The organism is Streptomyces sp. NPDC048111 (genome assembly GCF_043202815.1).
In the GTDB taxonomy this organism is placed as follows: domain Bacteria; phylum Actinomycetota; class Actinomycetes; order Streptomycetales; family Streptomycetaceae; genus Streptomyces.
This window is the reverse complement of record NZ_JBIDBD010000017.1, coordinates 1-13,532: the sequence shown is the minus strand read 5'-3', so window position 1 is coordinate 13,532 and position 13,532 is coordinate 1. Positions and strand designations below refer to the sequence as shown.

At 74.7% G+C, this 13,532-nt stretch carries 8 protein-coding genes; 2 read left to right on the top strand and 6 right to left on the bottom strand.

All coding sequences use genetic code 11. From position 1 onward, the window contains the following. Positions 1-6: 6 nt before the first annotated feature. The 4 genes from ACGF3I_RS24060 to ACGF3I_RS24045 form a co-directional block, all read right to left on the bottom strand. Positions 7-1,131, bottom strand: coding sequence for an ADP-ribosylglycohydrolase family protein (locus ACGF3I_RS24060; protein ID WP_393135254.1), 1,125 nt, complete (start codon positions 1,129-1,131; stop codon positions 7-9). Positions 1,132-1,202: 71 nt separating this feature from the next. Beyond that, positions 1,203-3,734: a tetratricopeptide repeat protein gene (locus tag ACGF3I_RS24055; protein ID WP_393135253.1), complete on the bottom strand. Its 2,532-nt coding sequence runs from the start codon at positions 3,732-3,734 to the stop codon at positions 1,203-1,205. Positions 3,735-3,885: 151 nt separating this feature from the next. Then, the gene (locus tag ACGF3I_RS24050) at positions 3,886-6,522 is read right to left on the bottom strand and encodes a bifunctional FO biosynthesis protein CofGH (RefSeq protein ID WP_393135252.1); all 2,637 of its coding nucleotides are present in this window, start codon (positions 6,520-6,522) and stop codon (positions 3,886-3,888) included. Positions 6,523-6,672: 150 nt separating this feature from the next. After that, positions 6,673-7,503: an LLM class F420-dependent oxidoreductase gene (locus ACGF3I_RS24045; RefSeq protein ID WP_393135251.1), complete on the bottom strand. Its 831-nt coding sequence runs from the start codon at positions 7,501-7,503 to the stop codon at positions 6,673-6,675. Between the two features lie 313 nt (positions 7,504-7,816). Here ACGF3I_RS24045 and ACGF3I_RS24040 point away from each other — a divergent pair, with 313 nt between their 5' ends. Together ACGF3I_RS24040 and ACGF3I_RS24035 are read left to right on the top strand one after the other, a co-directional pair. Beyond that, positions 7,817-9,358, top strand: coding sequence for a CehA/McbA family metallohydrolase (locus ACGF3I_RS24040; RefSeq protein WP_393135249.1), 1,542 nt, complete (start codon positions 7,817-7,819; stop codon positions 9,356-9,358). Between the two features lie 67 nt (positions 9,359-9,425). Beyond that, positions 9,426-9,749, top strand: coding sequence for a putative quinol monooxygenase (locus tag ACGF3I_RS24035; RefSeq protein ID WP_393135247.1), 324 nt, complete (start codon positions 9,426-9,428; stop codon positions 9,747-9,749). Positions 9,750-9,871: 122 nt separating this feature from the next. On the opposite strand, the gene ACGF3I_RS24030 is transcribed toward ACGF3I_RS24035, so the two are convergent. Together ACGF3I_RS24030 and ACGF3I_RS24025 are read right to left on the bottom strand one after the other, a co-directional pair. After that, a complete protein-coding gene (locus ACGF3I_RS24030; RefSeq protein ID WP_393135245.1) occupies positions 9,872-11,332 on the bottom strand; it encodes an aldehyde dehydrogenase family protein in 1,461 nt (486 codons plus the stop codon). Then, a complete protein-coding gene (locus ACGF3I_RS24025; RefSeq protein WP_393135243.1) occupies positions 11,329-13,068 on the bottom strand; it encodes an amidohydrolase family protein in 1,740 nt (579 codons plus the stop codon). Before ACGF3I_RS24025 ends, ACGF3I_RS24030 begins: the two co-directional genes overlap by 4 nt. Positions 13,069-13,532 lie beyond the last annotated feature (464 nt).

Sequence of the window (13,532 nt, the reverse complement as noted above, 5' to 3'; positions counted from 1 at the left end):
GTGGTTTCAGCCCCTCGGATAGCGCAGCAGCCAGCCCGCCGTGTTGACGGCGGGGCCGTGCAGGGCCGGTCCCTGCGTCATCTCCATGGCGAAGTCGTCGGCCAGTTCGAGCAGCGTCGCACGGCCCTCCAGCTGCGCGAGCCAGGCGGGCGGCAGCGCGGTCTCGCCGTGCATCGCGCCGAGCAGGCTGCCGCAGACGGTCCCGGTCGCGTCCGACGGCCCGTCGTGATTGACCGAGAGCAGCAGCCCGTGCCGGATGTCCTCGCCGACCAGCGCGCAGTACACCCCGATGGCGAGGGCCTCGGGCGCGCTGTGCCCGGTGCCGAGGGTGGCCACGAGGGCCGGGCTCGGCATGCCCTGGCGGACCGCGCCGAGCGCGTGCTTGAGCGCCTCGCTCACCCGCTGGTGCCCCTGCCGCAGGGCGAGCTGGGCCAGGGTCCGCTGGACCGCGCCGTCCATGGACTCGCCCCGCGCGAGGCCGTGCACGATGACGGCGAGGGCGCCGGCCGCAAGGTAGGCGGACGGGTCGCCGTGGGTCTGGGCCGCGCACTCCACGGCGAGCTGGAGCACCAACTGCGGCTCCCAGCCCACCAGGAGGCCGAAGGGCGCGGAGCGGGTAAGCGCGGCCGGGTCGTCGGCGCTCGGGTTCTTGGGCTGGTCCAGGGTGCCCATGATGGCGTCGCCGAGCCCCACCAGACAGGCCTTGGCCGGGTCGCGCCGGGCGTAGAGCCACTCCTCGCGGGCCAGCCAGCCGTTGTCCTCACGGCGCTCGTCGGGCCCCCAGTCGTGCTGGGTCGCGGCCCAGCGCAGATGGGCCCGGTGCACATCGGTGGGCGGGTGCCAGGCGCCGGTGTCGCGGCGGACCTGGGCGCGTATGAGGCCGTCGACGGTGAACAGGGTGAGCTGGGTGGCGGCGCTCACCGCGCCCGTCCTGCCGTACGCGGGCACCAGGTCGGCCAGGGCGTCGGCGCCGTGCCGCTCGCGGATCTCGCTCAGCGCGAGCGCGGCGACGCCCGTGCCCAGCGCGTCCCCGATCGCCCCGCCCAGCAGACAGCCCCGCACCCGGCTGCGGAAGTCCTGCTGTTCGGCACGGCCCCAGACGGGTGCGGTGGCTCCGGCTGCTGCGCTCATGCCGCAGCACGCTACCTGAACGGATGCGCCCGTTTAAGAGGGCAAAGTGACCGGTGCGGTACCGCGCAAGGTCAGTCCCGGGGCGCGGGCCCCGACTCGGGCCCACCGCCCGGGCCGCCGCCGGGTCCGGCGCCCGGATACGCCGGGTCGCCCTCGTCGGCGGGCGGCGGCCCGGGCGGGATGCCCGGGGATCCGCGCACCCCGGCCGCCCGGGCGAGGTCGGCCAGCGCCTCCCGCTCCCGGCCCAGCATCCGGTGCAGCCGGGCCCGCTGCTCGTACGCCCATGCGTAGCCCGGCACCAGCGCGATCGCGCGGTCCAGGTCGGCCAGCGCCGCCTCCACGCGGCCGAGTTCGGCGAGCGCCACCGCCCGGCTCCCCAGGGCCCACGCGTAGCCCGGGTCGAGGGCGAGCGCCCGCCCGTAGGCCGCCACGGCCTCCTCGTAACGGCCGGCGAACCGGTTCACGTCGCCGCGCTCGCCCAGCACCCACGCCCACGACGGCGAGAGCCGCTCGGCACGGTCGAGGTCGGCGAGCGCCGCCTCGGTGTCGCCCAGCACCCCGCGCACATGGGCCCGGCGCACCAGCGCCCAGCCGTAGTCGGGATCGAGCGCGAGCGCCCGGTCGAAGTCCTCCAACGCCCCAGCCGCGCAGCCCAGTTGGGCCCGCGCCTGGCCCCGGCTGCCCAGGGTCAGGGGGTCGCCGGGATCGAGCGCGAGGGCGCGGCCGAGTTCGGTGACGGCGTCCTCGTAGCGGCCCGCGCGCCGGTGCGTCTCGCCGCGTTCGCGGGCCGCGCGCGAGCGTCCCGGCTCCAGCTCCTCCAGACGGTCGAGGTCGGCGAGGGCGGCCGGCCAGTCGCCGACGGCCCGGTGGACGACGGCCCGGCCGTGGTGGGCGTCCGCGCTGGTGGCGTCCAGGGTGAGGGCGCGGCGGTGGTCGGCGAGCGACTCCTCGTACGCCTCGTTCCTGAAGTGGCCCCAGGCCCGCGCGATGTGCACGGCGACCCGGTCGCGGTCGGTGAGTTCGGGGCGGGCCAGCATCATGCCGAGCACGTCGACGCCGTGGCGTCCCTCGGCCGCCAGCGCGGCCAGGCAGGCCGCCCCCCACTTGCGCAGCGCCTCGCGGTTGCCGTCCTCGCCCGCCTCGACGATCACCCGCGCCCAGCGCCGCGCGGTGACGGTGCCCTGGCCGCAGGCCTCGATGCCGTCGCGCAGGACGTCCCCGAACGCGCCGACCGGGTCGGCGCACAGCCGGTGGTAGAGCTCTTCGAGGCGCGGCTCGCGCCAGGCCTCGTCGCGCCAGCGCGCGCCGCCGCCGCCCTCGGCGGCGGCCCGCTCGGCGGCGTACCAGGCGGCGAGGCGCTGGTGCCCGGCCCGCCAGCGCTGCGGTGAGGAGGTGCGCTGGAGTCGCTGCATGGGGGCGCGGACCACGTCGTGGTACTTGATCCGGCCGCCCTGGTCCCGGACGAAGGGCAACGCGCGCAGCCAGCCGTAGAGCCCGGCCGCGTCGCCGGTGACGGCCGCGCGGAAGACGTCCTCGTCCAGCCGCCTGGGCAGCGCCCCTTCGAGCGCCGCGGACCTGCGCACCGGGTCGGGCTCCCACTTCAGGAAGCGTTCCACCGCGGTGGCGCTCGGGTCGCCGATGTCGCCGGGGGCGGCCGGGCGGCTGCCCGCCAGGGTGCTCACCAGGACCGGGAGCCGCCCGGAGAGCCGCAGCACGTCGCGCACCACCTCCTCGTCCACGACGCCCTTGGCGGCCAGGAGTTGGCGGGCCTCGTCCTCGGTGAAGGGCTCAAGGGGCAGGTCGGCCGCGTAGTCGGCGGCGGCGGGCCAGCCCAGCGGGTCGGGGCGGCCCTGGCCGGAGAGGGTGAGGACGGTGTTGGCCGGAAGTCCGCCGTACCGGTCGGTGGTGACCAGATCGCGCAGCCAGTCGTCCAGGAAGGCACCGGTGCGCTCGTAGGTGTCGAAGAAGCACGCGATCCACGGCACCTGGGCGGCCACCCGGCCGAGTTCCTCCACGAACACGGGGGTGAGCACCCGCAGCGGGTCGAGCACGAGCTGGACGTCCTCCTGGCGGCCGAGGCGCGCACTGAGCGCGACCCTCAACCGCTCGGCCCCCTCGGCCAGTTGGACCGGATCGACGCTGCCCGCGATCGGTCCGACCCCGGGTACGAGCCCGATCCCGGCGAGCCCGGCCCGGGCCGCCACGACCGCCCCGGCCGACGGACCGGCACCGGCCACGGGGCCCGGGCCCGCTCCGGCCGCCTCGGCCTCGTAGCGGCGCTGGCGATAGGTGGCCAGGATCCGGTCGAGCGCCTTGAGCGGCCACCCCTGCCGGGCGAGGGCCGCGCTGATCGCGCCCAGCACCTCGGGGACGCCGTCCACGCTCTCGTCGGTGTACGCGGTCAGCGCCCCGCGCTCCAGGGCGGCCTGCTCCAACTCCCGTACGAGGAAGGTCTTTCCGACCCCCGCGTTGCCGTGCACCCGGAACACGAACCGGTGCCGCTCGTCATCGACGGGCAGCTCGAAGTTCCGCCGGAACAGGGTGAGTTCGTCACGCCGCCCCACGAACCCGGCCCGCTTGCGCCGCCGGATGAGCTCCTGCATCGAAGGCCCCACGCGCCCCACCCCAACTCCCCCTCGCCCGAGCCCGGGACACTCCCCGGCATCGACCATAGCGGGAGGCGCCGGGCCGCCCCGGCGAACGGGCCGGCCCCCGGCCACCCGGGGCCGGGGCGCGAACCTGCGGGCGTACCGGTCAGTCCACCACCGGCAGCAGCTCCGGCAGGTGCCCGTCCGAGGTGTGGGCGGCGCGCATCCGCTCCTCGGGGACCTCTCCGTACAGCGTCGTGCGCGGGCGGGACGGGCGGCCCGCCGCCTCCGCGATCGCGACCAGGTCCTTGATGGAGCGGTAGGAGCCGTAACTGGAGCCCGCCATCCGGGAGATGGTCTCCTCCATCAGGGTGCCGCCCAGGTCGTTCGCGCCCGAGCGCAGCATCTCGGCGGCGCCCTCCTGGCCCAGTTTCACCCAGCTGGTCTGGATGTTGGGGATGTGCGGGTGCAGCAGGAGCCGGGCCATCGCCGTCACCGCGCGGTTGTCGCGGGCCGTGGGGCCCGGGCGTGCGATGCCCGCCAGGTAGACGGGTGCGTTGGTGTGGATGAAGGGCAGCGTCACGAACTCGGTGAAGCCCTCGGCGCCCGCTTCGAGCGCGGTCCGCTGGATGGCGGCGAGGGTGCGGAAGTGGCCGAGCCAGTGGCGGGGCTGGTCGACGTGCCCGTACATCATCGTGGAGGAGGAGCGGATGCCGAGCGCGTGGGCGGTCGTCACGACCTCGGTCCAGGTGGCCGTCGGGAGTTTGCCCTTGGTGAGGATCCAGCGGACCTCGTCGTCCAGGATCTCCGCCGCCGTGCCGGGGATCGAGTCGAGTCCGGCCGCCTTCGCCTCGGTGAGCCACTCGCGGATCGACAGGCCGGTACGGGTCGCGCCGTTGACGACCTCCATCGGCGAGAAGGCGTGGACGTGCATGCCGGGCACCCGTTCCTTCACCGCGCGCGCGATGTCGAAGTAGGCGGTGCCGGGCAGGTCCGGGTGGATGCCGCCCTGCATGCAGACCTCCACCGCGCCCACCTCCCACGCCTGTTCGGCCCGGTCGGCGACCTGGGACAGCGACAGCGTGTACGCGTCGGCGTCGGTGCGGCGCTGCGCGAAGGCGCAGAAACGGCAGCCGGTGTAGCAGACGTTGGTGAAGTTGATGTTCCGCGTGACGATGTACGTGACGTCGTCGCCCACCACCGACGTGCGCAGGTCGTCGGCGACCCGGCACAGCGCGTCGAGCGCCGGGCCGTCCGCGTGCAGCAGCGCGAGCGCCTCGTCGTCGGTCAGCCTCTCCGGGTCGTCGGCGGCGACCGCGAGGGCCTGGCGCACGTCCCCGTCGATGCGGGAGGGCACCATGCCGGGCGCCGCCGCCTCGCGCAGCGCGCCCCAGTCGCCGTACACCGAGTCGAAGTCCTCGCGCCGGTCCGCCGTACGGCCCTCGGTGTCGATGGTGCGGTGCAGATCGGTGCGGCCGGACGCCGCGAAGCCCTCGTCGGGCTCCTGCCACGGCAGGCCGCGCACCTCGGCCGACTCGTCGGCCAGGCCCGTGTCGGCGTCCGCGAGCGCGCGCACGTGCGGCAGCAGCCGCGGGTCGAGCCAGGGCTCGCCGCGCCGCACGAACTCCGGGTAGATGCACAGGCGTTCACGCAGCGAGAAGCCGGCCGCGCCGGACTTCTCGGCCAGCTCGTCGATGCGCGGCCAGGGCCGCTCGGGGTTGACGTGGTCGATGGTGACCGGCGAGACCCCGCCCCAGTCGTCGATGCCCGCGCCGATGAGCCGCCCGTACTCGCCCGCGACCAGGTTCGGCGGGGCCTGGAGGCAGGCCGCCGGGCCCATGATGTGGCGGGCCACCGCCACCGTCGCCACCAGTTCGTCCAGCTCGGCGTCGGGCATGCCGCGCATCGCCGTGTCCGGCTTGGCGCGGAAGTTCTGGATGATCAGCTCCTGGATGCCGTGGTAGGCGCGCGAGATCCGGCGCAGCGCGAACAGCGACTCCGCGCGCTCCTCGTACGTCTCCCCGATGCCGATGAGGAGCCCGCTGGTGAACGGCACCGACGAGCGGCCCGCGTCCTCGAGGACCCGCAGCCGCACGGCCGGCTCCTTGTCCGGGGAGCCGTAGTGCGGACTGCCGGGCTCGGACCACAGGCGGGTCGCGGTCGTCTCCAGCATCATGCCCATGGAGGGGGCGACCGGCTTGAGCCGCTGGAAGTCCGTCCAGGACAGCACCCCGGGGTTGAGGTGCGGCAGCAGACCGGTCTCCTCCAGGATGCGGATCGCCATGGCGCGCACATAGGCGATGGTGTCGTCATAGCCGTGCGCGTCGAGCCACTCGCGGGCCTCGGGCCAGCGGTCCTCGGGCTTGTCGCCGAGCGTGATCAGGGCTTCCTTGCAGCCCCGTTCGGCTCCCTTGCGGGCGATGTCGAGGACCTCGTCGGGGGACATGAACATGCCGTGCCCGGCCCGGCGGAGCTTGCCGGGCACGGTGACGAAGGTGCAGTAGTGGCATGTGTCGCGGCACAGCCGGGTGAGCGGGATGAACACGCTCTTGGAGTACGTGATGACCCCCGGCCGGCCCGCCGCGGCCAGGCCCGCGTCGCGGACCCTGGCGGCCGAGCGCGTGAGGTCGTCGAGGTCCTCGCCGCGGGCGCGCAACAGCACCGCCGCCTCGCTCACGTCGAGCGCCACGCCGTCCCTGGCGCGTTTCAGCGCGCGCCGCATCGAGTTGGCGGTCGGTGCGGGGAAGGACTGCCCGGCAGGGTCCGGTCCTTCTGCCTGCGGGGGCTGCGCGCTGGAAGTCATCCACCGAGCATACGAGCGACCGCTCACCCCGGGCCCCTGGGTGCCGCACCCCGGGGCGAACGCGCTCGGCGCCACCCGCATCGGCCCGCCCGGGGGCCTGTGGGACGGGGCCGCCCCCAACCGCCGCCCCGGGCGGGGCATCGCGGCCCGCTACAGACAGGCGGCGTACTCGTCCAGGACCTTCAGCACCCCCGTCTCGTCGGCCGGCGGCAGCTGGAGGACCACCTCCTCGACGCCGAGGTCCGCGTAGTGCGCCAGCTTGCCGGGGTTGGCGAGCACCGCGTACGGGACGACCTGGGGGCCGTCCCCGGTGCGCCCGGCCTCCTGCCACGCCCGGCGCAGCACCGGCAGCGACTCGGTGAGGCCGCCGCCCCCGATGGGCATCCAGCCGTCCGCGTACTCGGCGATGTGCGCGAACAGCTTGGGGCCGGCGGCCCCGCCGACGAGGATGCGGGGCGCTCCGTCACGGACCGGCTTGGGGTAGGCGGACGAAGCCCGCACGGACCCGAACTCGCCCTGGTATGGGGTCGGTTGGTCCGCCCACAGGGCGCGCATCAGCGCGATGCGGTCCCGCACGAGCTCGCGCCGGCTCGCCCAGGCGACGCCGTGGTCGTCGGCCTCCTCCTTGTTCCACCCGAACCCGAGCCCGAGCGTGAAGCGCCCGCCGCTGAGGTGGTCGAGGGTGGCGATCTGCTTGGCCAGGGCGATCGGGTCGTGCTGGGCGACCAGGGTGATGCCGGTCCCCAGGTGCAGGCGCTCGGTGACCGCCGCGGCCTGGCCGAGCGCGACGAACGGGTCGAGGGTGCGCCCGTACTCCGGCGGCAGCTCCCCGCCCGCCGGGTAGGGGGTGGTCCGCTCGACCGGGATGTGGGTGTGCTCGGGCAGGTAGAGCCCGGAGAACCCCCGCTCCTCCAGCTCACGGGCCAGCCGTACGGGGGTGATCGTCTCGTCGGTCAGGAAGATGGTGACGGCGATGCGCATCGGCATACCTTCCGGTCGGTCCGCGGTGGGGGTCACTTCTTATCCCCCGGGCGCCGAGGCCGCAAGACAGGGGGTGCGCGGCGCGGGCGTGGATGCGTAGGGGCCGGCGGGGCCGAGGGGGGGGCGTGGCGGCCCGGGCGGCCGGGCCGACGGGGCGGCCGAGGGGGCTGTTCGGCCAGTAGTCCTCGCCCCGGCGACTCCCCCTGTTCATCCCGGGGTACCACAGTGGGCAGGCACCCCCTCGGGGAGCGGGCGGCCCCGTCGGGGCGGGCCGGCCCCGACCAGCCCTCTCGACTCATTGGGAGCTCAGCTCATGACCGAGAACGGATCGGGATCCATCGGCAGGCCGATCGGCAGGCGCGCCCTCCTCGCGACCGGAGCGGCCACCGCACTCACCCTGAAAACCGTGAGCTTCGCGCACGCGGCCCCCGGCCCGGGCGGCGGGAGCGGCGCCGCCCGCCCCGACGAGACCAAGGTGGTACGCGGCACCCTGCCGCCCGGAGCGCCCGACTTCGTCTACCTTCCGGTGGAAGTACCGCACGTTGTACGGCAGTTGACGGTCTCCTACACGTACGAGAAGCCGCCGCAGCAGCCCGGCACCCAGGGCAACGCGCTGGACATCGGCGTCTTCGACGAGCGGGGCACCGCACTCGGCGGGGCCGGGTTCCGGGGCTGGTCGGGCGGGGCGCGCACCGAGTTCTTCATCCGCGCCGACGACGCGACCCCGGGCTATCTGCGCGGCCCCGTCCGCGCCGGCACCTGGCACATCGCGCTCGGCCCGTACACGGTGGCTCCGCAGGGCCTGCCCTACACGGTGACGATCACCCTCGCGTACGGCGAGCCCGGCACGACCCCCGCGCCGGCCTACCCGCCACCCCGGGCCAAGGGGCGCGGCCGGGCCTGGTACCGGGGCGACTGCCATCTGCACTCGGTGCACTCGGACGGCGGGCGCACCCCGGCCGAGATCGCGGCGCTGGCCCGGGCGGCGGGTCTCGACTTCATCAACACCTCGGAGCACAACACCACTTCGGGCCACCGGGCGTGGCAGGGCCTGTGGGGCGACGACCTGTTGATCATGACGGGCGAGGAGATCACCACCCGCAACGGCCACGTACTGGCGCTCGGCACCGAGCCGGGCCACTTCGTCGACTGGCGCTACCGGGCCCGGGACAACCGTTTCGGCCACTTCGCGCGCGGGGTCCGCGCGGCGGGCGGCCTGGTGGTCCCGGCCCACCCGCACGCCACCTGCGTCGGCTGCAACTGGAAGTTCGGCTTCGGCGACGCGGACGTGGTCGAGGTGTGGAACGGCCCGTACACCCCGGACGACGAGGTGTCGCTGCTCGAATGGGACAACTCCCTTGTCGCGGCGGCCCGTTCGGGCGGCCGGTGGCTTCCGGCGATGGGCAACAGCGACGCCCACCGCGACCCCGACCGCGTGGGCGGCCCCCAGACGGTGGTGCTCGCCGACGACCTGACCCGCGCGGCGATCCAGGCCGGTCTGCGGGCGGGCCGCTCCTACGTGGCCGAGTCGGCGGGGCTGTCGCTGTCCTTCTCGCTGGCCGGCGGCCGGGGCCGGCACGCGGGCATCGGCGAACGCCTGCGGGCGGCTCCCGACGAGCCGGTGACGGCCCGCCTGGACGTGACGGGCGCCCCGGGCTGCACGGTCGCCCTCGTCACGGACCAGGGCACCCGCCACACGGCCGCGCTCCCCGCCCCGGGCACCGGCACGGTCACCTGGGAGACCACCCCCGCGAACGCCGCGTACGTCCGCGCCGAGGTCCGCCACCCCGCCACGGCCCCGGCCTTCCCCGGCCCGCTGGCCGCCTTCACGAACCCGGTCTTCCTGGGGGGCTGAGCCGGGGAGCCCCCTGCGGGAATGATCCGGTTTGCAACGGAACGCGACGCCCGGCACGGTAGGGGGCATGATCTTCATCGCCGTCAGGTTCACCGTCCGCCCCGAACACGCCGAGAACTGGCTCACCGTCGTCGACGACTTCACCCGCGCCACCCGCGCCGAACCGGGCAACCTGTTCTACGACTGGTCGCGCAGCGTGGACGACCCCTGCCAGTACACCCTGCTCGAAGCCTTCGCCGATGCCGCCGCGGGCGAGGCACACGTCGACTCCGACCACTTCCGGGCCGGGATGGAGGCGATGGCCGGGGCCATCGCCGCCACCCCGGAGATCATCAACGTCGAGGTGCCCGGGCAGGGTTGGAACAAGATGGCCGAACTGCAACCGAAGTAGCCGCGGACGCCGGATCCGGGCCCGGCCGCCCGGGCCGGGTCCGGGCTGCTCAAGCCCACCGGTTCGGGGCCGCTCGGCCCGACGGGCCCGGCCGCTCGGGTCCGCCGACGCGGGCCGGGGCGCTAGCCGGGCCAGACGATCGACTGGAGTTCGCTGTACGCGTGCAGCGCGTACGAGCCGACGTCCCGCCCCACCCCGCTCTTCTTGAACCCGCCGAACGGCGCCTCCATGTTGCGGCCGATCGTGTTCACACCGACCCCGCCCGCGCGCAGCCGCCGCGCGATGCGGAAGGCCCGGGCCACGTCCCCGGACCAGACGTAGTCGAGCAGCCCGTACTCGCTGTCGTTGGCGAGCGCGACCCCCTCCTCCTCGTCGTCGAAGGGGATCACCACGACAACCGGCCCGAAGATCTCCTCGCGAGCCACCCGCATGTCGTTGGTGCAGCCCACGAGGAGGGTCGGCGCCACATAGAAACCCCGTTCCAGTGGGGGCCGCTCGCCGCCCGCGACGACGGTCGCGCCCTCCTTGCGCCCCAGCTCCACATACGACTCGATCCGGTCGCGGTGGGCGGCCGAGATCACCGGTCCGACCACCGTGTCGCGGTCCGCGGGGTCGCCGACCTTCAGGAACCCGGCGTACCGGGCGAGCTTCTCCACCAGTTGGTCGTGGACGCCGCGCTGCACCAGGACGCGGGTGGGCGCGGTGCAGATCTGGCCGCTGTAGAAGGAGAAGGTGGTACCGATGCCGGAGACCGCCGAGTCGAGGTCGGCGTCGTCGAGGACGAGGGCCGCACCCTTGCCGCCCAGCTCCATCAACTGCCGTTTCATATGGCGCCCGCACACCTCGGCGATGCGCTGCCCCACGGCGGTGGAGCCGGTGAAGGAGACCATGTCGACATCGGGCGAGTCGACGGCCGCCTCGCCCACCGCGGGCGCGGACCCGGTCACCACGTTCACCACCCCGCGCGGCACCCCCGCCTCCTCCAGGGCCTCGGCCATCCGGAACACCGACAGCGGGTCCTGCGGGGCCGGCTTCACCACGACCGTGTTGCCCATCGCGAGCGCGGGCGCCACCTTGCCGGCCGAGTTCGCCCAGGGGTTGTTGTACGAGGTGATGCACGTGACCACCCCGACCGGCTGCCGCACCGCGAGCGCCCCGAACACCCCGGCCCGGCCCATCGGACCCGCCTCGTTGATCTGCGGCGCGAGCGGCTGCTCCACCGGTTCCAGGGCGCCCTGCGCATAGCGCCGGAACCGCGACACCCCCACCCCGACCTGCATGCCCCGCGCGGTGGCGACGGTGGCCCCGGTCTCGGCGCGGGCGAGGTCGGCGTTGCGGACGAAGTCGCGCTGCATGAGGTCGGCCGCCCGGTCGAGGATCGCGGCGCGCTCCTCGGGGCGGGTCCGCGACCACCCGTCGAAGGCCTCCCGCGCCGCGGCGGCGGCCTGGTGGACCTGCTCGCGCGAGGCCTCGGGCGCGAGTCCCACCACGTCCTCGCGGGCGGGGTCGAGCACCGGACAGTGGCCGCCGTCGGGCGCCACCCACTCCCCGCCGATGAACAACTGCCGTTCCTGAGCGCTCACTTGGTGCTCACCGTCCTGGTGTCGCGCCCCGAACGGAGCACCGTGCCGGGCACCGCGCCCGTCACCCGGTCGTCGCGGAGCGTCTCGACCCCGTTGACCCGGACCGAGACGACGCCGATCGCCTTGGAGTCGAGCCGGGGGCTGTCGCCCGGCAGGTCGTGCACCAGGGTGGCGGGCCCGGCCTCGATCCGCTCCGGGTCGAACAGGACGAGGTCGGCATGGAACCCCTCCTCGATCCGCCCGCGCTCGCGCAGCCCGAACAGCCGGGCGGGGTCGTCGGTCAGCATCTGCACGGCCCGCTCCAGCGGCACGAGTCGGCGCCCGCGCAGACAGTCCCCGAGGAAGCGCGTGGTGTACGGGGCGCCGCACATCCGGTCCAGGTGCGCCCCCGCGTCGGACCCGCCGAGCAGCACGTCCTCGTGCTCCCACGTCTCGCGCCGCAGCGCCCAGGTGGCGGGGTCGTTGTCGGTCGGCATGGGCCACAGCACCGTCCGCAGCCGGTCGTTGGCGCAGATCTCCACGAGGCAGTGGAAGGGGTCGAGCCCCCGCTCGGCGGCGATGTCGCCGACGACCCGCCCCGAGAGCCCCTCGTTCTGCGGACTGTAGGTGTCGCCGATGACGTACCGCCCGAACGCGGCGAGCCGCCGGAAGATCCCGGCCTCCTTGCTGTCGGCGCGGCGCAGCATCTCGGCCCGCACGTCCGCGTCGCGCAGCTTCGCGATGCGCTCGGGGACGGGCAGGGCCAGGACGTCGCCCCAGCCCGGGATGAGGTTGAGGGCACAGAACGTGCCGAGCGACATGTTCATGGGCGTGAGGATCGGCATCGTCAGGGCGACGATCCGGCCCCCGGCCTCGCGGGCGCGCTCACTCGCCACGAGCTGGCGCGGTACGCGCTCGGGTACGGCGGCGTCGATCGTCAGAACGTTCCAGTTCAGGGGGCGCCCCGCGGCGGCGCTCATCTCGACGAGCAGGTCGATCTCGTCGTCCGCGAACCGGTCGAGGCACCCGGCGACGATCGCTTCCAGTTGGGTGCCCTCGTGCTCCCCCACCGCCCGGCTGAGCGCGAGGAGTTCGGCGGGCCGCGCGTGCCGCGAGGGGACGGGCCGGCCGTCGCCGTCGGAGTGGGTCGAGGACTGGGTGGTGGAGAGCCCCCAGGCGCCGGCGTCCATGGCGTCGTGCAGCAGGGCGAGCATGGCGTCCATCTGCCGCGCGGTGGGCTGCCCGCCGACGGCGTCGGCGCCCATGACGTGCCGGCGCAGGGCGCAGTGCCCGACCATGAACCCGGCGTTGACGGCGATCCGCCCGTCCAGCGCCCGCAGATACTCGCCGAAAGAGGTCCACCCCCAACCGACGCCCTCCTCAAGGGCCTTGAGGGACATCCCCTCCACCTTGGACATCATGCGGCGGGTGTAGTCGGCGTCCTCGGGGCGCTCGGGATTGAGCGGCGCGAGGGTGAACCCGCAGTTGCCGCCCGCGACGGTGGTCACTCCGTGGTTCATGGACGGCGTGGCGTACGGGTCCCAGAAGAGCTGGGCGTCGTAGTGCGTATGCGGATCGACGAACCCGGGCGCGAGCACGAGCCCGCCGGCGTCCTCGGAACTCACGGCGTCCTCGCGGACGGTACCCGGCGCCGCGACGACGGCGATCCGCCCACCCCGAATCCCGACATCGGCAGGCCGGGCGGGGGTACCGGTCCCGTCCACGAGGGTGGCGCCCTTGATCAGGTGGTCGAGCATGGGGTCCCTTTCTTCTGTGGGGCGGGGTGGGTGCGGCTTTTCGGCATCCGTGCCGGGGGTGCCACGGGGTGGCTTTCGGCATCCGTGCCGGGGGTGTCCCGTGCGGGCCCGGGGTTGCCCCGGCCGGGGGCCGCCGCGAATGGCTCCCGGCCGGGGCCGGTGACGGGACGGCGGTCCGGGAAGACACCGCCCCGCGTCTGTGGGACCGGCACTCTGGGCGCGGGGTGCCCCTGGGCGGGGTGCCCCTGGGCGGGGTGCCTTTCGCGCAGTTCCCCGCGCCCCCAATGTCTCGGCCGTCTGCGGACCGTGCTCGCTTCTCGCGCAGTTCCCCGCGCCCCTTAGCGGCACGGTGCGGGCCCGCACCGGCACCCTCAGCCCGTCCGGCGTTTGAGGACGAGCGCCGTTCAGGCGCGATAGGGGGGTGCAGGGGGCGCAGCCCCCGCCGGGGTCCGAGGGGCGGAGCC